The 21,405-nt window shown below is 32.1% G+C and carries 18 protein-coding genes and 1 pseudogene; 10 read left to right on the top strand and 9 right to left on the bottom strand.

Going from position 1 to position 21,405, the window contains the following annotated elements:
• Positions 1–201 precede the first annotated feature (201 nt).
• From ACFELW_RS06550 to ACFELW_RS06510, 8 genes are all read left to right on the top strand, one after another.
• Complete coding sequence (locus tag ACFELW_RS06550) at positions 202–840, top strand: adenylate kinase (protein ID WP_094648906.1); 639 nt, start codon at positions 202–204, stop codon at positions 838–840.
• 60 nt (positions 841–900) lie between these two features.
• Positions 901–1,278 (top strand): 30S ribosomal protein S13, encoded by a 378-nt coding sequence (rpsM, locus tag ACFELW_RS06545; protein ID WP_341749194.1) that lies wholly within the window; start codon positions 901–903, stop codon positions 1,276–1,278.
• A gap of 12 nt (positions 1,279–1,290) precedes the next feature.
• A complete protein-coding gene (gene rpsK, locus ACFELW_RS06540; RefSeq protein ID WP_094648908.1) occupies positions 1,291–1,677 on the top strand; it encodes a 30S ribosomal protein S11 in 387 nt (128 codons plus the stop codon).
• 18 nt (positions 1,678–1,695) lie between these two features.
• Positions 1,696–2,712 carry a DNA-directed RNA polymerase subunit alpha gene (locus tag ACFELW_RS06535; protein ID WP_375330007.1) on the top strand — a complete coding sequence of 339 codons (1,017 nt, stop codon included), beginning with the start codon at positions 1,696–1,698 and terminating at the stop codon, positions 2,710–2,712.
• A 14-nt stretch (positions 2,713–2,726) separates the two neighbouring features.
• Complete coding sequence (rplQ, locus tag ACFELW_RS06530; protein WP_094648910.1) at positions 2,727–3,146, top strand: 50S ribosomal protein L17; 420 nt, start codon at positions 2,727–2,729, stop codon at positions 3,144–3,146.
• Between the two features lie 24 nt (positions 3,147–3,170).
• Positions 3,171–3,434: a 30S ribosomal protein S20 gene (rpsT, locus tag ACFELW_RS06525; RefSeq protein ID WP_250310928.1), complete on the top strand. Its 264-nt coding sequence runs from the start codon at positions 3,171–3,173 to the stop codon at positions 3,432–3,434.
• 573 nt (positions 3,435–4,007) lie between these two features.
• Complete coding sequence (locus tag ACFELW_RS06515; RefSeq protein ID WP_375330006.1) at positions 4,008–5,756, top strand: ABC transporter ATP-binding protein; 1,749 nt, start codon at positions 4,008–4,010, stop codon at positions 5,754–5,756.
• A 382-nt stretch (positions 5,757–6,138) separates the two neighbouring features.
• A protein-coding gene (locus ACFELW_RS06510; protein ID WP_341749137.1) for an IS5 family transposase occupies positions 6,139–6,902 on the top strand; the annotation gives its coding sequence in 2 pieces (ribosomal slippage) (positions 6,139–6,496 and positions 6,496–6,902; 765 coding nt in all).
• Between the two features lie 245 nt (positions 6,903–7,147).
• Here the strand turns inward: ACFELW_RS06510 and recF are convergent.
• The 9 genes and pseudogenes from recF to ACFELW_RS06465 all read right to left on the bottom strand — a co-directional run bounded on the left by recF (position 7,148) and on the right by ACFELW_RS06465 (position 19,318).
• Complete coding sequence (recF, locus tag ACFELW_RS06505) at positions 7,148–8,236, bottom strand: DNA replication/repair protein RecF (RefSeq protein ID WP_375330536.1); 1,089 nt, start codon at positions 8,234–8,236, stop codon at positions 7,148–7,150.
• Positions 8,236–8,904, bottom strand: coding sequence for a DUF5394 family protein (locus tag ACFELW_RS06500; RefSeq protein WP_375330005.1), 669 nt, complete (start codon positions 8,902–8,904; stop codon positions 8,236–8,238). The genes recF and ACFELW_RS06500 overlap by 1 nt, the downstream gene beginning before the upstream one ends.
• 61 nt (positions 8,905–8,965) lie before the next feature.
• Positions 8,966–9,316: a hypothetical protein gene (locus ACFELW_RS06495; protein WP_375330004.1), complete on the bottom strand. Its 351-nt coding sequence runs from the start codon at positions 9,314–9,316 to the stop codon at positions 8,966–8,968.
• A 191-nt stretch (positions 9,317–9,507) separates the two neighbouring features.
• The gene (ctrA, locus tag ACFELW_RS06490; protein WP_375330003.1) at positions 9,508–10,209 is read right to left on the bottom strand and encodes a response regulator transcription factor CtrA; all 702 of its coding nucleotides are present in this window, start codon (positions 10,207–10,209) and stop codon (positions 9,508–9,510) included.
• A 367-nt stretch (positions 10,210–10,576) separates the two neighbouring features.
• A complete protein-coding gene (locus tag ACFELW_RS06485; RefSeq protein ID WP_375330002.1) occupies positions 10,577–13,957 on the bottom strand; it encodes a hypothetical protein in 3,381 nt (1,126 codons plus the stop codon).
• Between the two features lie 16 nt (positions 13,958–13,973).
• Positions 13,974–16,412, bottom strand: a complete 2,439-nt coding sequence (locus ACFELW_RS06480) for a VirB4 family type IV secretion/conjugal transfer ATPase (protein WP_375330535.1) — start codon at positions 16,410–16,412, stop codon at positions 13,974–13,976.
• A gap of 84 nt (positions 16,413–16,496) precedes the next feature.
• Entirely contained in the window at positions 16,497–17,783 is a 1,287-nt protein-coding gene (gene serS / locus ACFELW_RS06475; protein WP_375330001.1) for a serine--tRNA ligase, read from the bottom strand.
• A pseudogene (tatC, locus tag ACFELW_RS06470) lies at positions 17,761–18,515 on the bottom strand (twin-arginine translocase subunit TatC). The gene serS and the pseudogene tatC overlap by 23 nt, the downstream one beginning before the upstream one ends.
• A 110-nt stretch (positions 18,516–18,625) precedes the next feature.
• Complete coding sequence (locus ACFELW_RS06465) at positions 18,626–19,318, bottom strand: CvpA family protein (protein ID WP_375330000.1); 693 nt, start codon at positions 19,316–19,318, stop codon at positions 18,626–18,628.
• A gap of 165 nt (positions 19,319–19,483) precedes the next feature.
• On the opposite strand from ACFELW_RS06465, the gene ACFELW_RS06460 reads away from it, so the two are divergent.
• Positions 19,484–20,053, top strand: a complete 570-nt coding sequence (locus tag ACFELW_RS06460) for a YqgE/AlgH family protein (protein WP_341748533.1) — start codon at positions 19,484–19,486, stop codon at positions 20,051–20,053.
• A 68-nt stretch (positions 20,054–20,121) separates the two neighbouring features.
• On the top strand, positions 20,122–21,021 hold the full coding sequence (locus ACFELW_RS06455; protein ID WP_375329999.1) for a TerC/Alx family metal homeostasis membrane protein: 900 nt from the start codon (positions 20,122–20,124) through the stop codon (positions 21,019–21,021).
• The last annotated feature ends 384 nt before the right edge of the window (positions 21,022–21,405 follow it).

The following is a 21,405-nucleotide window of genomic DNA, read 5'->3' as shown; positions in this document are numbered from 1 at the left end:
TTGAACAACCTACTATTTATAAGCTTTGCAAAAAATTTGATTATTGAGTAATAGACTCTTTGGGTTTGTAGACTGTTTTTTTGCGATTTTTAAATTGCTTTGTGAATATTTTAGAGTTTTTGTAGCTAATTCTTAAAATAATGTACTTTTATACTTAGTGGTAAGTATATATTATGTTATATATCTAAAGATGGGTTTAAAGTGATTATAGTGCTTATAGGATCTCCTGGCTCAGGGAAGGGAACTCAAGGGCAGTTATTGGCAGGAAAGTTAAATTTACCTCATGTTTCTACAGGCGATATATTTAGACAAATGGTAAAGGTCAATAATGAAGAGGGGTTGTTAATTCAACAGTATATGGCACAAGGAAAACTTGTCCCTCATCAATTGGTAAATAATGTAGTTAAAAAGTTTTTAACTCAGGATATATATAAAAATGGTTATGTTCTAGATGGTTATCCTCGTAATCTAGAGCAAGCTAGCTTTCTTAGAGAATTTGCTAGTCAAAAGATTAAAGTGGTGTTTTTTGAGATAGACGATCAAGTAATTATTAAGAGGATTTTGGGTAGATTTAGTTGTGCAAATTGTAAACAAATTTATAATAGTTACTTTATTAAACCTAAGATTGATAATGTTTGTGATGTTTGTGGATCGGATAAGTTCATTCATCGACAAGATGATGATGAACAGACTATTAAACATAGAATAGAAGAATATAAGATAGAAACTTATCCGTTACTTAGCTATTATAGAGATAATAGTGAATTCTATGTTGTTGATGCAAGTAAGGATAAGCAAGAAGTAGAAGATGTTTTAGATAAAATGTTAGAAATTATTTGACTTTAAGGGATATTTTTATATTATTCCCTTTTGGTTGTTATCAAAATTTGGAGATTATTTGTGGCAAGAATAGCGAGTGTTAACATTCCAGCAAACAAAAGATTAGTAGTGAGTTTAACATATATTTATGGACTCGGCTCTTCTGCTGCAGGAAAAATTTGTCAGAAGACTGGGATATCTGAGAGTAAAAGGGTTAAAGACTTAACTGATCAAGAACTTATTGTTTTACGTAGTGTTATTGAAAAAGAATATAAAGTAGAAGGTGATTTAAGAAGAGAAGTAACTCTTAACATCAAGAAGAAAAAAGATATTAGAAGTTACCAAGGTCTCAGGCATATAAGAAAACTGCCTGTGCGAGGACAAAATACTCATTCTAATGCTAGAACAAGAAAAGGCAAAGCTATTGCAATTGCCGGTAAGAAAAAAGTTACAAAGTAATATGGTATAATAATGAGTCAGGCTAATACTAAGATCAAGAAAAAAAGAAAAAATATCACTCTTGGTGTTGTTCATATAAAAACAACTTTTAATAATACTATTGTGACTTTTACAGATGTGCAAGGTAATGCTATAGCGTTCTCAACAGCCGGTACACATGGTTTTAAAGGGGCTAGAAAAGCTACTCCTTATGCTGCTCAAATAACTGTTGATAAAGCCTCAGAAGCAGCAAAAGAGCATGGTCTTAAAACTGTTTCAATTAGAGTGCAAGGGGCAGGGGCGCAAAGAGAATCGGCTATGCGGGCAGTGTTTAGTCAAAATTTTATAGTTACCTCAATTTTGGATGTTTCAGCCGTTGCTCATAACGGTGTTAGATCGCCAAAGAGAAGAAGAGTATAGAGAGATAGGTAGTAAATAATGTTATCATTAAATAAAAACTGGAACTCACTGATCAAGCCGAAGATCGTGTATGACAGTCCTGATAAGAATACTAATATATTAAAAGTTGTAGTTGAACCTCTAGAGAGAGGCTTTGGTCTAACAATAGGTAATGCTATGAGGAGAATTTTGCTTTCTTCTCTTCAGGGTGCTGCAATAACTTCGATAAAAATACCAGGGGTGGTGCATGAATTTTCTGCTATACCTGGTGTTAAAGAAGATTTAGTTGATGTAGTTTTAAATCTTAAGTCCTTAGTCATTAAGATGCATTCTTCCGAAAAGAAGGTTGTAAGATTAAGTGCTACTGGACCTTGTGTGGTGACTGCCGGTATGATTGGGGCAGGTCATGATGTGGAGATATTAACTCCTAATCATATGATTTGTACCTTGGCAAAAGGAGCCCAACTTGAAATGGAACTAGTGTGTGAGACAGGAAAAGGTTATGTTCCTGCTGTGAGTAATGTTGATTCAGAAGCTGCTATTGGGGTAATCCCAATAGATGCGTTATTTAGTCCTGTAAGGAAGGTTACTTATAAAGTTGATAATACACGTGTTGGTCAGGTTACAGATTATGACAAGCTAACTATGATCGTTGAAACTAATGGTAGTATTTCTCCTGAAATGTCTATAGCCATTGCTTCTAGAATTTTGCAGGATCAGTTGCAATTATTTATTACATTTGAAGAACAAATGGAAGATAAGCAGGATAAATTAGAAGAATTATCATTTAATCCAGCCTTGTTGAAAAAAGTTGAGGAATTAGAATTATCTGTCAGATCTCAAAATTGTTTAAAAAATGATAATATAATCTATATAGGAGATCTTGTTATCAAAACAGAAGGAGAAATGCTGAGAACTCAAAATTTTGGTAGAAAATCTCTTAATGAGATTAAAGTTATATTAGACAGTTTTGGCTTGAAATTTGGAATGGACGTAGCAGGCTGGCCTCCTGAAAATATTCAGGATTTGTCTAAGCGTTATGAAGATCCATATTAATTTAAGGTAACAATATGCGACATAAAATTAAGGGTAGAAAACTCAACAGAACAAGTAGTCATAGGCAGGCAATGTTTGCTAATATGGCTGTGGCACTTGTGATGAATGAGCAAATAAAAACAACTTTACCTAAGGCTAAAGAGCTTAGACCTTATATTGAGGTGCTAGTAACTAAGGCCAAGAAATCTGATTTAGCCACTAGAAGAATGGTGCTTGCTAAAATCAAAGATAAAGTGGCAACTGAAAAACTTATTAGTGTTTTAGGTAAAAGATATAGTGAACGTCCAGGTGGATATACTAGGATAATAAAGGCTGGTTCTCGCTATGGCGATATGGCACCACTGGCTTATATTGAGTTCGTTGATAGAGATGTAAATAGTAAAGGTTGTATGACTCCACAAGCAGAAAGTCATAATCATGAAGAACAAAATTAATGAATCTGTAGGAAAATAATAAATATGGCTAATCATTCATCAGCAAAAAAGGCAATAAGACAAACAATTAAAAAAACTTTAATAAATAAGAATAGAGCGAGTAGAATTAAAACCTATTTAAAAAAAGTTTTGCAAGAAGTTGCTAGCGGTTCAAAAGAATCGGCCAGATTAGCGTTGATTGTTGCACAATCTGAAATAATGAAAGGCGTAACAAAGAATATTATCAAGTTAAATACCGCCTCACGTAAAATCAGTAAATTATCTCAAAAAATTAAAAACATGAATTAGCCTCTATAATTACCGATTAGCATTACTTCGTATATTAATAAGGGGACCGTAGGTCGATGAAGTGATCTATCTAATTATTTCCCTGGATTGATTCGTCGCTATTAAGAATATGGTTTTCTTACTGATTCTAGTGAAAACATAATTTTTGGTTATAAGCCGATTACTTATTCTATTTATACTCAAATTATTTGGAGAATTGGATTTGAAAATGAGGGGCGAGGCTACGGCAGCATACATGAGGTATGTAAGTATGCGAGTCCCTGATATTTTCAAAAAACAATTCTGCAAAGCAGAAGAGTATATCTCTATTACTTAGTTTGCAGACAAGCTCTGACATTAACCCTATAGAACATTGCTGGACTCACTTTAAAAAATACTTACGCAAAAGACCTATTGCAAAACTCTACTTCTGCTAGTAATTTGTACGTCGATGTGCTACTCGAATCCTTACGTACATTTGAGTACGCTGCGGTTCTGCGTTCCGTGTCTCCTTCAAATTCCTCAGCATAAGCGAGTTTTGCAATAGGTCTATTATTAAACCATTTGATAATTTAAGGCATGGGGATTATCTAAATGAATAATCGGTTTTTCTTTCTATGGTCAGTTATAAAACCATATAAATATCAATATTTTATAATGATGATAGCTCCATTTGCCAATGGAGTGTATCCAATTATACATAATTATGCTGTGAAACTTTTAATTGATTTATTTACTCAAAACCAACATATTACTTTTACACAATGCTGGCGACCAATAATGGTATTTGTAGGGGCACAAGTTGTTCTTGATGGGGCATGGCGTGCACATAATTTTGCTCAATTAAAATGCATGCCTTATATTTTCCAAAATATGTTGGATAAAATTTGCAAACATTGCTTTGATCTGCCATATGCATTTTTTCAAAATAATCTTTCTGGGGCTGTGGTTGGAAAGATAAAAGGAATTGGTGATAGCTACTATAAGATGCATAACGCTCTCGAATTCCAGCTTAGTAAACCATTGTTAATTACATTGTTTTCTGGTATTGCCCTAGCTTGCACTAATATAAAAATATTTCTTTTTGTTTTAATATTTACAGTTATTTACTCACCTGTATCATTTAAATTTTTTACAAAGCTTGCTAAAATGGAGCAAGCAAAACAAGATTCCTGGTATCACTTATTTGGAACGGTTGCAGATTGTATTACTAATATCTTTACAATATTTTCTTTCGTTACCAAACAACGTGAATTACAAAAAATACAAGATTATTACAATAATATCCATAACCCATTACTTATCAAATATTACAAGTATGATTTAATTATATCTATAATACTATGTCTATTTTATTGGGTATTTTTAATATCTTTATTTTTCTATGTTATCCATATACGCAATAGGGGTGATATTTCAATAGGAGACATTGCCTTTATTATGTCCCTTGCATTTTTATTTACTGAAAATGCTTGGGATACAACAATCAGGATTAAAGATTTTTTACAAGACGTTGCTGCTTTTTGTTCTGCATTTACAGTTATGCAAATTCCCCAAGATACAATCGATAAACCTAATTCGCTTCAATTAAATATCTCAAAGGGTGATATTGTATTTCAAAATTTATCTTTCAGTTATGCAAACAACAGCATATTTCATAATCTAAATCTTAATATTAAAGCTGGTCAAAAGGTTGGGATAGTTGGACATTCTGGAGCGGGAAAATCAACATTAATATCGTTGTTACTCAAAAACTTTAAAGCAGTAAATGGTGATATTATGATTGATAATCAAAGCATCTATGATATTTCTTCCGATAGTTTACGATCCCAAATATCATTAATTCCTCAAGATATTATGCTTTTCCATCGTACAATTGGTGAGAATATTGGATATGCCAAAGAAAATGTCATACAAACTGAAATTGAAAATGCAGCAAAAGCAGCGAATATCCATGAATTTATTGAAACTTTACCTGCAAAATACGACACTATTGTCGGAGAAAGAGGGGTAAAACTAAGTGGGGGGCAACGTCAACGTATTGCAATTGCACGGGCTATTCTTAAAAATGCTCCCATTTTAATTTTAGATGAAGCGACTTCTTCACTTGATAGCCACACTGAACAAGAAATTCAAAAATCCATTAATACCATGCTCAAGATAAATAATACAACAATAATTGCTATAGCACATCGTCTTTCAACTATAAGGCATTTAGATAGAATTGTTGTTATGGAAGGCGGAAAAATTGTTGAAGACGGAAGCTTTTTAGACTTACTTACAATTCCAAATGGTAAGTTTAAGGAACTATGGGAACACCAGGTAAATGGCATGGTAGTTTAGTTAATAGTAGAATGAAATAATAAATATCATACCCTTGGTGTACCGTTACACAGTAAATTATCTCAAAAAATTAAAAACATGAACTAGTCTCTATAGTTAAACCGATTAGCATTATCTTGTCATTGTGAGGAGTAGCTTTGCTGCAACGCGGTAATCTGCTCACCAAGCGTCTATTAGTGAGACCACGTAGTGGTCGTGGCAATCTATTATTCTTGGATTGCTGCGTCGCTACTAAAGTAGCTCCTCGCTATAGACGTCTCGTACTTTAACTTTTTTCCGTGAACGCTCACATGCTAGGGTATGTCGTCACGAGATTGTGATTGCATAATTTTATGTGATTTGTTATTATAATTGTAGTAATAAAAATAGGCGATAAGAAGCAATGAGTTTAGCACATAGAAGACATGATATAAGCGATGAGCTTTGGAATAAGATAGAAAGTAATTTACCTGGTCAGAAAGGTTGTTGGGGAGGTATTGCAAGAGACAATAGAACTTTTATAAATGCAGTGATGTGGATATTTAGAACGGGAGTTCCATGGAGAGATTTGCCTCCTGATTATGGCAATTGGAAGAATGTACACAGAAGATTCTGTAGATGGCGTGATAATGGGATATGGGAGAATTTGCTAAATATTTTTATAAATGCTCCTGATTTTGAATGGTTAATGATAGATTCTACATTTGTAAAAACTCACAAAGCAGGGCTTGGAGCGAAAGGCGGGAATCAAACGGTTAGTCGCACAAAAGGGGGCTCAATACAAAGGTACATATGGCCGTGGATGCGTATGGTATGCCGGTCAGAATTATTGTTACAGAAGGTTCCAGAAATGATTGTACTCAAGCTTGTGAGTTAATCCAGAATATGGAGGCACAACATCTTATGGCTGATAAAGCTTACGATACAAACGCCATAATAGAATCGGCTGTGAATGCAAACATAATTCCTGTAATACCATCAAAAAGAAACAGGAAGATTCAAAGAGAGATAGATAAATATCTATATAAGCTAAGGCACATTATTGAAAATACATTTCAAAAATTTAAAGAATGGCGTGGTATAGCAACAAGATATGCTAAAAATACAAAATCATACATGGCGGGTCTTTGTTTAAGGGCTTTACTAATGTGGGCTCAAATCTCGTGACGACATACCCTAGTACTACAGTTGTAGTTTAGATGTGAGCATTCACGATTTTTTTGTGATGAATAAAAAAACCTGATCACCAAGAGTCATTGCGAGGAGACCGTAAGGTCAACGAAGCAATCCATTTCTAATCACTTTCCTGGATTGCTTCGTCGGTCTGGCAACCTCCTCGCAATGACATCTTATACTTTAACCTTTTTTCCGTGAACACTCACATTCAATCTACAACTGTAGTACTAGGAAGGCTAGCTATATAATTTCACTAATTCTGCTTTTTTGGTTAAGGATTCTATGCCATTTAAGTCAGTAGCAGTTACCCATAGTTGTAATCCTAATTCTAGGAAAAGATCAATTAAATATTCTCGCCTTTTCTTGTCAAGATGGACAAAAACCTCATCTAACAGTAAAATAGGCATAGCGATATTTTCTTTAATAGAATAATTAACTTGGGCAAGTATTATTGCAATGAGCATAGCCTTCTGTTCACCGGTAGAGCAGTGTTTAGCTGGGGCATTTTTTTCTTTATGAATAACTATAAAATCACTTTTATGAACTCCAAAATTAGTACGATTAGACATTCTATCACGAATACGACAGCCCACTAATTCATTTTTTATAAAATCTACATCTATATCATAATTTTTTGATATTTTTTCTTCTATAACCCCATTAATTGATAAAACAGCTTTAGGGAAGTCATTATCCAAATCATCAATGGTTTTTTGAATATGTTCTAAAATTTTTAACCTATTAATAGCAATTTGAATTGATAATTCTGCCATTTTCTCTTCAATTACTCCAAGCCAATTTGTATCAACTTGATCTTGTAATAGGATTTTACTGCGTTCATGCATATAATATTCATATTTAGTCACTATCCCTGCATGCGATGGATTAAAATTATAGACAATCCTGTCAAAGAATTTACGTCTATCACTAACACCAGAAGAGAAAATACCATCCATTTGGGGAGTAAGCCAAATCATAGCAGAGAACTTGCTCAATTCATTATTTTGTATTTTAGCACCGTTAAATTCTGTAAGTCGCCTATTAGATTGACGTTTTAAATTTGTTGAAATTTCAACTAGTCCAAGTTTACTGTGTAGTAGCCCATAAGCCGAACAATGCTCTGCCCCTCTTTGACAAACATCATCTAATTTTGCTGATCTCAAACCTTTACCAGGAGAAAATAGTGATATTGATTCTAGGATGTTAGTTTTACCACTACCATTTGCTCCTATTAATATAATAGGGTTATTACCAGTATTAATCTCTAAATCCTGAAAATTACGATAATTTAGTAGCTTTAATTTTTGTAAGTAAATATTATTAATCAATAAATTGTCTTCCCACCACTTTTAAAATTTTGATGAGCCTTGTTTAATTTTTTAAGAAATTCTGGAGAATATGATTTAATATCACTTTTTGCTCCACCTTCATATTTTGTAGCTAAATCCATCCCGCCTTTAATCATATTATAAGCAAAATTTTCTTTTTTTGTTTCTCCAGCTATTCTTTTAGGATTCATAAATTTATAAACTTGGTATAAAGCAAAATTTTTAACTAAACGCCTTGCTTCCAATCTAGATTGACGACTTATACCATGTAGATTGTCTTTTGATTTTATCAAGCCTCGGTTAGCTTCTTTTACCAATTGTGAATGTTGTTGCATCAAGTAACTACTTACTTCCGTAACATTCTTACTGATAAGTTGTTCATCAACTTTAAGATTTAATTTCTTGTTATTGAGTTTACCTAAATATTTTTGTATTAATATGATAATTTGTGTCTGTAATTTTGTTAGATCCATTGTTTGTTCGTTAAGACAAGCTAATATTTGTTCTATCTCTTGCTCGAAAGTGTCGTTTGCACTTAACTCATTGAAAATTTCCATTGCCTCATCGGATCCAAGTTCATCATCATTAGTGATACCTGCCAATGCATCCTTAATTTGGTCTGCTAATTTTCTAGAATCTTGTGGTTTTTTGTTATCTGTTTCCATTTGTTAGCCTCCTATTTACCAATTACTCAAACTAAGCAAATCCAGGAAAAGGATTAGCTAATCATTCTTGAGTAGTAAAGTGTCCTCTATAAGTTCTATATAACATAACCCCTCGAAGCTCTTCAATTATAGTTTTGCATAATAAGGCTGAGTCAATAGCTTTTTGTCTTTTAGTAAATTTGTATTCTTTTTCTGGACATAATTCACTTATACTAATATTCTGCCAAACAACTCCATCAAAAATTTTTGCTTTAATATAACCGCTTGACTTTAAATTCTCATAGTCCCCTTTATTAAGGTTTAATGCATCGTCATTTAACAAAAGCTTAACATCCCCAACATATGAATTTACTATATGATCAACATATTTAATATAGACCTTACCGGTTAGTTCTATCGTGCTAGGTATCATAATCTTCTATCTTGGTTTCTGAGATGGCTCAATAGACCTCTTGGATAACCTAAAGATAATTGAGTAATTTTTAAGAAAAACGAAGTCGAGTACCGCAGCGTACTAAGATGTACGTGAGGAACGGAGACGAGTTTTGACAACAAAATTACTCAATTATCTTTAGGTTATCCAAGAGGTCTAATAACTTCTCCTTAAAAATGATGTAATATTGGATCTTGTTCATCATATTCTTTTAACATATAACCACGCCCCCATACTGTATCAATGTAGTTTGTACCACCAGCAGCAGCTAATTTCTTTCGTAATTTGCAAACAAATACATCTATAATCTTAATCTCTGGTTCATCAACACTACTATACAGATGATCTAAGAACATCTCCTTATTCAATACTGTTCCTCTACGTAATACTAATAATTCTAAAATGGCATATTCCTTATTTGTTAAATGAACCTTTTTGCCATCAACTTCTACAATTCTGGTATCAAGATGAATACTTACCTTGTCAAACCTAACCACTGACTCAGAATGTCCTTTAGAACGACGAACAATTGCATAAATACGAGCAATTAACTCTTCGCGGTTAAATGGTTTTGTGATATAATCATCTGCCCCGCATGTAAGCCCTTTGATTTTCTGATCAACTGTAGTAATACCTGATAAAATCAATATGGGCGTTTTTACTTTGGCAGAACGTAATCTTAGCAATACTTCGAATCCACTAATGTCTGGCAGCATAAGATCTAAGATAATCAAATCATAATTGTAAACTTTTGCTATTTCTATTCCTTCTGTACCAAACTCCACCACTTCACAAATAATTCCTTCTGAAGCTAAGGTTAATTCAATAGAACTAGCTATATCACTATTATCTTCTACTAACAATACCCTCATTGCATCTTTCTCCTTAACAAATTTTTTTAGTAAATTATTCTTTTTGTTACACGCTATGTTCTCATTTTATCTTTATAAGAGCAAGTAATTTTATAAAATAAGTTTCAAATATATTAGGTTGTTGTAAACATTCTTCTTTAAAATAGGTGATTTTATCCTCGAATCCTTAACAATCATCTAGCATACTGAAATCCTAGTAGGTGAAAACTCCTATAAATTTCCATATTTTACATAGCTGAATTTGATATAACAAGTTATATTTAAATTTTATTAACAGAATCTATAACTAACCCAAGCAGCTCCTCGCTAATAGACGTTTGTAAATTGAGTATAATGTTAGCCTTGGTTAGTTATATTAAGATTTATGCTATTTTAATCGGTATTTAATAGTAAGATTCAACACCCCACCACCAATAACTCCAACATAAATCTTAATATTATTCTTACCATTTCGTAAATGTGGCATCAGATCAAGTTGTGGTAACTTAGTAGATTTATATATATCAGGAGCTTGCACAAAATCTTCTTTTTTACCAGTTTTAGAAATGTAAACAACACATTTGTCAGCTTGATAATCTCTACATTCTATATCCTTAAACTCATGATTAGGGAGACCAGTATAAATAATTTTATCATTGACTTTAATCATTAAGTAATCATCATAATAGGAATTAGCCTCACCTATTGTGAAAGAGGTTAGCATATTAGTATTGGGTACATCAATCTCATAATTTGCCCAATGTAATGTATCTATTAGGTAGGCTGTAGAATTGTATGAACCACCAAGTACCAATGTACCAACTTTAGTTGAAGTATCATAGCTATTTTTGACAGGAAAATTACTTTTAAAGTCATTTGTATATTTGAAACTAAGACCATTATTCTCTTTACAACCAACTCCCTCCGGTAAGGCTTCGAAATCAACGCTTTTAGTAGCTATATTTAATAGGCAATAACGCTGCAGTGGTTTATTTGGATCAATTAATACCCAACCATCCTTGCAAGTACCTTGTGCCAAGTGACCTATTTCTGTATCTGGATCACTTATGTTATTAGACTTCCATGTTGCATTACCACTAATATCAGTTGGGGTAGAAATTGCTTTGCATTTAGGGGCATCAATTGTGGTGCAAAGACCTAATTCCTGGGATGTTTTATCTCGGATTGCAGTAGTCTTCTGATCGTATATAGGATAGCCCTCTTCCTTAGAGGCAAAATCGTAATGTTGTCCGGTATTTATCGGATATCCTTGTGATGAGGGGGGGTAAATCCTATTATTAGTATCTAAAGAGACTTTACATACTTCAACACCTTGTTTACGATTATTTACATAACAATACACATTATCACATTGATAAATTGTAATACCCTCCACAGTCTCTTTAGATTTACAATTAGTAGTACCTTTACATAGAGGAAGAAAGTTTTGATATTGGGTACTTTTTTCCTTAAATTTCAAGCAATCAATGGTATCTGATTCAAGTAGTTTTGCTAGCACACAATTAGTATTATTTACTCCAGGAATACATTTTTCTATATCTTTTAATTGTAAACAACCATGCGTTGCTCCTTGCAGATATTTACCATTTATATATTCAAGACCTTTCAAATATACCGCATCTGTAGTAGGTTTTCCTTCAGTATCGTAGGGAGCCTTGTCGTTTTTATATTCACCATATATTGTTAAAGGATTCATAGATTTTTTTCCAGAAAATGGCATAGCAGTATATGTAACTGGTGGAGTATTAGAAATATATGTCATGAAGGAAGTAAAATTATATCCTGCTAAATTTATTATTTCTTCTGTCTTTTGTGTCTCAGTTGAGTATATCGACAATGGAGTAACAACAGTGCTAGTTAAATCAACCACTTTCCCTTCTTTGTCTAATACTTGGATTGACGCAACAAATTGAGGGGTATAATAGCTATTATTAGGGCAAATAACCTCGGGAATTACTCCACATTTTTGGGTTAAGATTTGGTAGCCATCTGTCACTCTTTTTTCACAGCCAATTAGCTGATCTCCTTCTGTTACACAAATAGATTTTGGATCATAACGAAAACTAGGTTCTAAATCAGTGTCTAAAAAAGTATTTCTAACAATTGACACCGCAAAAGACCGCTTCTCGTCATTATTATCGTTGAGTTCAAAGATTTCTTGTAGTTTTAATAAATTGTTACCATCCTGATTTTGTAACTTGGGAAATTCAATATTAGCATCGATAAACTCACCAATATTAATCCCCCATATTTCTTGACAGGTAGTTTTATCTTTTGCACCACTACTATTACAATCAGGTAAATTATCAACATAGTAACTACTTGGTGTAGAGTGACTGCCTACTTTTTGTGCGTAAACTATTCTAAAGCCATCTTCACAACCATTTTCAGTAATGCTACATTTAAAGTCAATTTTTGTATTAACGCAAGGTTTTGTATCACCAACTGAACATTTTTTTATTGCATCACGTTGAGCGGTAGCAATATGCATCCCTTGGGCTGAAGAAAATGGACCAAGATTGTTTATTACTACACATTTATCGGTTTCTTGAGGATTTTCTTTATTTTTACAAAGAGGGACAAGATTGTCTAAACTAACACGTACAACATTATGAATAAGATTATTCCTTAATTTAGATACTACACATGGTGCATCTGAAGATTGAACAAATAAACCGTTTTTATTCTTCTTGCTGCATACAGATTTGGTAGTAGGAGTAATAATGAATTTACCTAATTTAGGACAATATGGTGGTGGAAAAGGACCAAATGGCAATTCAACGCAACCAAATTGATAATCATCAACAGTACGATTTAGTGTACCAATTGTTTTTAGGATCTCTTTTGCTATATCATACATCCATTGCTGCTCAAAAATTCTTCCTATCCATTTAACTATTTCTTTTATAGTATCAAGACCTGGTGTATTGTCAGAACCCATCATATCTAACAACTTACCTAATAATCCCGATATACTCAACCCCTCCTTAATTTCTATTAAAAATATTAGGACTTTTGTAAGAGGGTGTAACGCATCTGTTTTATGAAGAGGTTGTCTCACTGGATTCCAGTCCAGCGGATCTAAGTGAACTCCGGTAGCTGAAACAAGATTTACCAAACCAGGATCACTATATGCACACAACTTTGGTCTATCAAATTTAATAGGTGTTCCATCATCTCCAATGATCAATTTATCATCTTCTGTAAAACCAACATCATTTAAGTGTTTTCCAGGAGTATAACCAGGATCTGCTGGCGTTCCTGTTTTATTAAGATGAGTTGGTTCAACTGCCGGAATAGCAACTCTAGCACAAATTCTGAGTAAGGGTAAGGCATAAGCTCCAGGCCATACTACACATTCACCATCCCAATGTAAAGTAGTGGATTGATTCCAGCAGGCAAATGCATTACAACTTTGAGTTCTTATACGAATTTTTGGGGCAAAATAGGAGCTTTCTGTTGTATGTTCTGCACAATGCTGCAGATAAAATCCAATTCCACTTTTAGGGGGGTCAAATTGAACCAAGCAATTATCTGTATCGCGTCCATCCCGCTTGTTCCATGGTGGACACAAGGGGTCTGGATATATTGTTCTTTTGACAACTTTGTTCCATGTTTCATCTATCTTACCATAACCACAATTGCAAGGGTTAGTTATGCATTTTGCAACTTCATTCCAAAATGATGCTGCATAGCTATTGCCCGAGTAAATCAACAAGAAGAATACTAGATAATATTTTTTTAGCACCAAATTCCTCTTTCAACTAAATACGATTTAATGCCATATACAAAGGATTAATCCAATTATCAGGATGTCCTGGATATTGTTGTAATATTTTTTGATATATTTTTAATTCCTCAGCTCTACAGGATAAAATCTTGATAATACCAATTAAGCTTCCTATACTTAATTCCACAGCAATAGATTGATCGTCTTGGTTTATTAAGAACATTCTAGAAGTAATTGTAAATTTCGATAATTTCTTTATTTCTGATTCATTTAATCCTAAAATTTGCTCTAAATATTGCAATTTTATTTCTGATGGTAAAATAATTTTAGTGTCTGTCAAGTCTAACCAATTCTGTAACACCCTAGTTTTTATCGATTGCAAATAACTAAAATTAAAATTACTAACCATGATCCCATTATTTTTCATTAATCTATCAGAAATCATTTCTGATATGTTATCAAAATTTTCTGGTCTATACAAGGAATCAAGACTATCTATTACTAATATTTTTGGACTCTTCCCTGTAATAGTTAAATGATAATTAAAAGCATATATTAACCCTACACATAAACTATTATGCTTAGTTAAATTCATTGAGAATGCTTCTAAAAGTTTTTTATCTGTTGGATAAAAACGTTTAATAAAAGATTTTTCAGAAAAAGAATATAAATTAAATCCTATTATATTGCCTTCGGATAAAGGAAATTTATCACTATCAAATATACTATCATATAATCCACCTTCTGCATAATCTGTTAATTTTAGTTTAATTAACTCTCCACCTTCTATTGAGAAATCGATTATTTTTAAAATGGATGAAAAATTACGATCCTTATTATCTAAACTATGAATTTTATCGGCAAAGATTTCTAGAAAAGCTAATTCAATTTCACTTAGAGGATAAAAAGAATGATTACAAATTATTTTAAGAAATTCAACAATAAAATGTCTTGATTCTAGAGTATCATCTAGTATAAATGGATTTATTAGATTTTTTTCCTTTTCAATCCACTGCCCTTCAATTGATTCAACAAAAATCTTTGAATCATTATTGTTGGAAAGATACAATATTGTTGGCTTATACTTAGTAGCTTCAGAAATCAAAAAATTTGTTAATACTGTCTTGCCAGTATTAGCTGTGCCAAAAATACAAACATTTCCTCTATTATTACTTTTAGCATGAAAATTCATAAAGTAAGGCGTTCCTTTTTCCGTTCTAAGCAAAGTTACCGCTTTACCCCATATGTTATTTTGGCTTCCAGTTGGAAAATTATGTAATGAAGCTAAGGCAGCTGTATTTTCAATAATTGTTGGGGCTAACCTTCTAATATAGGAAAAGTTGCCTGGGAGTTGTGCCCAAAATGTCGATTCTAAGTTTATATCTTCTCGTACATGAACAATTCCAATTTTAGCAAGTTCCCTAGATGCCTGGGCAATTGATTGATCCAATTTGTTCAAGTCCGATCCTATAATAGCAATGGAAATTTGTTGTTTACAAAATTGGTTTGGAATTGAAGCATCAAGATTCATTATCTTATCTATTCCTGTAATCTCAGCAAGCTTAGCATCCTTACTAACTTGTAAAATATAGGCCTGTTCTTCAAATGCTTTAGATACTTCTTTTTTATCAACGAAATAAAATATTTCTGTTGCTATTAATTCTACAGGTAATTGTAGGAATCCATCAAGGGCATCCGATGATACTTCTTGATATTCCTTTATTGAAATAATGGATGCAAATTTTTTACCATGTTGACTTATTACTTCAATCTTATCATTACCAACTGCATATTGATTAGAGGCTAAAGCATTAGATAAATTGGCAATCGGCACTAAACAATATTCCTCGTTAAGATGGACTATTCTGCGATATAAAAACATCAGATCAGAGTAAGATTCCTCTCTTTCAAATCTTATTCCTAACTTTACTGCACCAAAACCTTGCAAATCCAAAAGTATTGTATCAACAGTACTATTTAGTATTTTAAAAACACTATCTAAGTAGTTATTTTGGTAATTGATAAGTTTATCAAAAGACAAAGAAGCTATTAAAGAGTTTAAGTCTTTAACTTTAATGTTATCAGAATCATAAATTATTGAAATATATAAAGTATTAACAAATTTATCATCCCAATAATTCTTTTGTTGCCATAGATTGTGAATATTAGCTGGTAACAATTTATTGTACGGAGTTGTGTCATCTAAATTTGTCTTACGCCGTACCGTATGTATCCAGAATGCAAAACTTTTATTATGAACATTTTTCTTGATAGCATTACGCACTACTTCTCGTAAATTGAATAACTTATCACTAATATTTTCTGCATTAATACCATTTATTTGGATAGTTTGGAGTAGTTCTCCATTCTTAGTTAACAGAGTGTTTTCATTATAGTGACAAGCAATTGGAATGAAATTCTCTGCAGAATTATTATACAAATCCTTATCAATTTTCCTCGAATTGCTAGTTATTTTGAACACCAATGATACCTATTAAATAAACATATATTACTTATATTCTTTTGTTTTTAACATAATTATCTTAATCTCTCATACTTAACATTTAGTAGCATGAATTCGCTCTAACCCACCCATATAACTTACCAAAACATCTGGAACCGTTATTGAGCCATCTGCATTCTGGTAATTTTCTAGAATTGCAATTATTGTTCTACCAATTGGTAAACCAGAACCATTTAACGTATGAGCAAAAGTAGTGTCGTTGCTACCAAATTCTTTATATCTAGCTTTCATCCTTCTAGCTTGGAAATCTCCACAATTAGAACAGCTTGAAATTTCACGATATAAATTCTGACCTGGCAACCATACTTCCAAATCATAGGTTTTCTGAGCAGTAAACCCCATATCCCCAGTACAAAGCAACATAACTCTATATGGTAAATCAAGTTTTTTTAGAATAGTCTCAGCAGCATTAGTGATATACTCATGTTCACATTTAGACTCTTCTACAGTAGTTATTGTGACCAATTCAACTTTACCAAACTGATGCATACGTATCATACCTCTAGTATCCTTACCACTGCTCCCAGATTCTGATCTGTAACAGGGGGTATAAGCAACATAACGTATAGGTAATTCTTCCCTAGCTATTATAGTATCAGATACCATATTAACAAGAGGTACTTCGCCTGTTGGAATTAGCCTGTAATTATTCGCCGTTTCAAACGAATCTTCTGCAAATTTTGGCAATTGACCACTATTATACATAGCAACTGGTCGTACTAAAGATGGAGGAGATAATTCAGTAAAACCAAATTCCTGAGTATGAGTATCAATCATAAAATTAATCAATGCCCGCTCTAGCTTTGCTAAATCTCCTTTGAGAGTTACAAATCTACTCCCAGACATTTTAGCAGTACGTACAAAATCCATCATCCCTAAACTCTCACCAAGCTCAAAATGTTGCTTAGCTAGTACTGGAGATGCTTTGGTGGTAATATCTCCAACTGTTCTAATCAGTTTATTCATACTTCCATCAGTACCGTATGGTACGTCATCATCAGGAAGATTTGGCAGTACTTCCAGCATATCGTTGAGCTGATGATTACTATTTAATTTTAGAGTCAGTTCTTCTAATTTTTCATTTATATGGTCCACATCACGCTTTAGTTCTTCAAATTCCTTACTACTCTTGTTAGGCATATTACCTAAATATTTAGATTTTTTCTTTCTCGCATGCTGGAATTGTTGAATAAGATTAGTTAGCTGACGTTTGCTTTCATCTAGTTTAGTAATTTTATCGGACATTGGAGGAATTCCCCTTTTGATAAGTAAATCATCAAATTCCTGTTTATTCTCTCTAATCCATTTTATATCTAACATCTAATTTCCTCGGTTTTCTACAAATTTACACATAATAATTGAAGTTTCATATAATAAAAGCATTGGTATTGCAAGGGCAAATTGGCTAAGCACATCCGGTGGAGTTAAAATACCAGCAATAATGAAAATAATTATTATAGACCATCTTCGCTTGTTCACTAAGTCTTTTGCTGTTAATATTTTTAATAAATTTAATATTAGCATAATAATAGGCAATTGAAAGGCTATACCAAAAGCAATAATTAGCTGAATTACTAAATTTAAATATTCGCTAACTCTAGCTTCTAGAATTAGTGGAATAACGACATTATGATCTTCAAAGCTCAAAAAAAATTGCCATGCACGCGGCATAACAAAGTAAAAAACAAAGACACCCCCACACCAAAACAAAATAGGTGCCATAAAGAGGATAAAAGCCGCATATTTTTTCTCATGTGAATATAGTCCAGGTTTTATAAACAAAAAACATTCTATGCTAATAATTGGTATAATCATGACAAAAGAAACAAAAGCCGCAAGTTTTATGTAAGTAAAGAATGCTTCAGTAAGACCAGTATAGATCACTCTTTTTATATTCGTATGACTTAATTCTGCAAGTGGTTCTAATAAAATATTATATATATCACTGCTAAAATAATAACAAATAATAAAACCAATAATGAATGCAGCAAATATTCGTAATAATCTAGCTTTTAACTCTAAAAAATGTTCTTTAAAGGTATATGATTTCATAAATTAATATATTGCTGTAAAAGTTTCGCTATCGTAGGATCCTCCTGGGAAACCGCCTGCAATAACTAAAGTAACTCTATATTTGGCTCTTTTTGGTTGCAAAAATATAATTAGTCATCTTTTTCTAATTCTTGCGACAATACTTCATCAAGTTCTTGCCTGAGTTCTTCAGGAAGTTTTTCTATTTTATTGGGAGGTTCTGTAGATTGTGATTCTTTTAACACATTTGTAGTATCAACAATCTTTGATTTTATGGGTAATTTAATGGATTCCAAACTATTTTGTGGTAGAGTCTTTATAAGATTTTTACTTAAATTATCTAGATAGGGAGTAGTTGCGGATTCTTTAAGCCATTTTGGATATTTATCAATATTAGTATTTTGTATAACGTCTTTTAGGGTTTTTGCTTGTAAATAACTACCAGAAAAGAAAATTATTAGGACTAGGAATATGAACAAACAAATAATCATACCTCTAAGCATGCCGACGGCTAGACCTAGAGATTTGTCAATGATTCCACCACTTATAAAGGAAATTATCAAAAGAAATTGGTGGGTTAAGAAAGAGCATAGGATCAAAGATATAATGTATGAAATAACTCCAGAGGTAATTATCAATGCAATATGGTTAATAAAATATCGAGTAATAATTTCAGCAATGTATAGAGATAAGTAATAGGCAAAAAGAACTGAAAATATAAAGCCGAGTAACCTAATAGTAAGTTTTATTAGTCCCCCATAGGCTCCGAGCATTGATGAGGCGGTAATAATTGCCAGTATTGTTATATCAAACCAAGTAAACATTAGACTTTTCTAAAAATTACTTTAGGTTTAGAATAAGTGTAGGATATATTTATTATCATATTCAAAATTTTTATTGAATAGGTGTAATTTAACACTATATGTATCTGAAAGCTAGTGTATTAATATAATTATAGACTAAATAAATTTAACAGTACAATAAACATTATGAATGAAAACAATAAAATTTTTGATAATTTGTCTGGTAAGGTTTTGATAGCTACTCCTTATATGCTTGATGGTATATTTAATAAATCACTTGTTTATATGCTATCTCATACAGCAGAGGGAGCGATGGGCTTAATTTTCAATAATTTAGTGAATCATATAGAAATAAAATCGTTCTTTAAAATATCTGATGATCAGGTAGGTAATATTATGATGCCTATCTATTTGGGAGGACCAGTTGAGCATGATCGTGGTTTTTTCTTACATTCTGATGACTATAATGAGAATTTATTATTGAAGTTTCAAAATCATTTAGCAGTTAGTTCTAATCCTCAAATCCCTCATGATATTGCTTCTGGTAATGGTCCTAAAAATAGTTTATTTATTATTGGCTATACTTCTTGGAAAGCAGGGCAACTTGAAGCAGAGATTAAGGATAATTTGTGGATAATAACAGATTGTGATAAAGATTTTATTTTTTCTGGTCGTCCAGAGCATAAGTGGCACAATGCCTTGCAAAATCTTGGTATCAAAGAATCGCACTTTACTTCACGAATGGGTAATGCTTAATATTAAAAACCAATAGCCTTGAAGCAATAAGTTCTTCAAATGATTATAATAGCTTATAGGAGGAGAATTTGACGTGGATTGTTTTTTGTATAGTGATTGCAGGTTTATTAATCTATGATCTTGGTTTTGCTAACAAAGAAAATAAGGTATTAACCTTTCGCCAAACCATTTATTTTAGCCTTTTTTACTTAATTATAGCATGCCTCTTTGGTGTTTTTATTTTCTTTGATATGGGAAGAGAAAAAGCCCAAGAATATTATACTTGTTTTTTTATAGAAAAAGCCATGTCATTGGATAATATTTTTATTATTTTAATGATTTTCCAGTTTTTTTCTATTCCCTTGATCTATCAACATCGAATATTGTTTTTGGGAATTCTAGGTGTCATAGTGTCTAGAGCTATAATTATATATTTAGGGGTCATTGTTATCTCAAAATTTTCTTGGTTATTATATGTTTTTGCAATTATTCTTATAATTACAGGTATAAAAACTTTTTATCTATCAAATAAAAATTTAAAAGTGCAAGAATCGTCTATTTATAGAATTCTACAAAAATACTTTAGCATTACCCCCAAAATCTCGGGTTACAAATTTTTTGTTAAAACTAGCAAAGGTATCAGCATTACTCCTCTTTTTGCATCATTAATAATGATAGAAGTTATGGATATTGTGTTTGCCATTGATAGTATACCAGCAATATTTGCTATCACTAAGGATCCTTATATAATTTATACTTCTAATATTTTTGCCATATTAGGTCTACGTGCCTTATTCTTGTGCTTAGCTAATGTTGTTAAGCAATTTAGTTATATAAAATATTCGCTAGCATTAATATTAATATTTATTGGTATAAAAATATTCGCTGAACATGTTATTGATATTCCATCTTATACTACACTGGCTATGACAATTATTCTTTTGTCGTTTGGCATTATTATTTCTATTATTAAGAAAAGGCGTATATAATAATGTAATAAGCTAACAATTATATAATAAGAAACAACTATGGTTTCTTAATTATTGTAAAGCATAAAATTAAAAAGATTAGGTTATGGTGAGTGTTCACGGAAAAAAGTTAAAGTACAAGATGTCATTGCGAGGAGCCGCTTTGCGGCGACGCGGCAATCCAAAAAATGATTAAAAATTGCTTCGTTGGCTATGCCTTTTTGCAATGACGTTTGGCGAGCAGATTTTTTATTTATCATAAGAAAATAGCAAAAAAACCGTGAACACTCACAGGTTAGGTGATAGACATCTTTAAATGTGAAGATTTATAAACAATGCTATCGTCTTGTTTATTTTCCGCTGGCATAAAATATATTTTTATGCTAGAAGTTTGAAATTGTTGTA

Origin of the sequence: Candidatus Tisiphia endosymbiont of Nemotelus uliginosus (genome assembly GCF_964264755.1) — a bacterium.
Classification (GTDB): domain Bacteria; phylum Pseudomonadota; class Alphaproteobacteria; order Rickettsiales; family Rickettsiaceae; genus Tisiphia.
Note: the sequence above shows the minus strand (reverse complement) of the source record. Positions and strands in the feature narration are given on the sequence as shown.

Bases quoted from the DNA above. Each gene is read 5' to 3' on its own strand.
- rpsK (WP_094648908.1), top strand. From the start codon at position 1,291: ATGAGTCAGGCTAATACTAAGATCAAGAAAAAAAGAAAAAATATCACT.
- ACFELW_RS06535 (WP_375330007.1), top strand. From the start codon at position 1,696: ATGTTATCATTAAATAAAAACTGGAACTCACTGATCAAGCCGAAGATC.
- rplQ (WP_094648910.1), top strand. From the start codon at position 2,727: ATGCGACATAAAATTAAGGGTAGAAAACTCAACAGAACAAGTAGTCAT.
- rpsT (WP_250310928.1), top strand. From the start codon at position 3,171: ATGGCTAATCATTCATCAGCAAAAAAGGCAATAAGACAAACAATTAAA.
- ACFELW_RS06515 (WP_375330006.1), top strand. From the start codon at position 4,008: ATGAATAATCGGTTTTTCTTTCTATGGTCAGTTATAAAACCATATAAA.
- ACFELW_RS06500 (WP_375330005.1), bottom strand. From the start codon at position 8,904: ATGGAAACAGATAACAAAAAACCACAAGATTCTAGAAAATTAGCAGAC.
- ACFELW_RS06495 (WP_375330004.1), bottom strand. From the start codon at position 9,316: ATGATACCTAGCACGATAGAACTAACCGGTAAGGTCTATATTAAATAT.
- ctrA (WP_375330003.1), bottom strand. From the start codon at position 10,209: ATGAGGGTATTGTTAGTAGAAGATAATAGTGATATAGCTAGTTCTATT.
- serS (WP_375330001.1), bottom strand. From the start codon at position 17,783: ATGTTAGATATAAAATGGATTAGAGAGAATAAACAGGAATTTGATGAT.
- ACFELW_RS06465 (WP_375330000.1), bottom strand. From the start codon at position 19,318: ATGTTTACTTGGTTTGATATAACAATACTGGCAATTATTACCGCCTCA.
- ACFELW_RS06460 (WP_341748533.1), top strand. From the start codon at position 19,484: ATGAATGAAAACAATAAAATTTTTGATAATTTGTCTGGTAAGGTTTTG.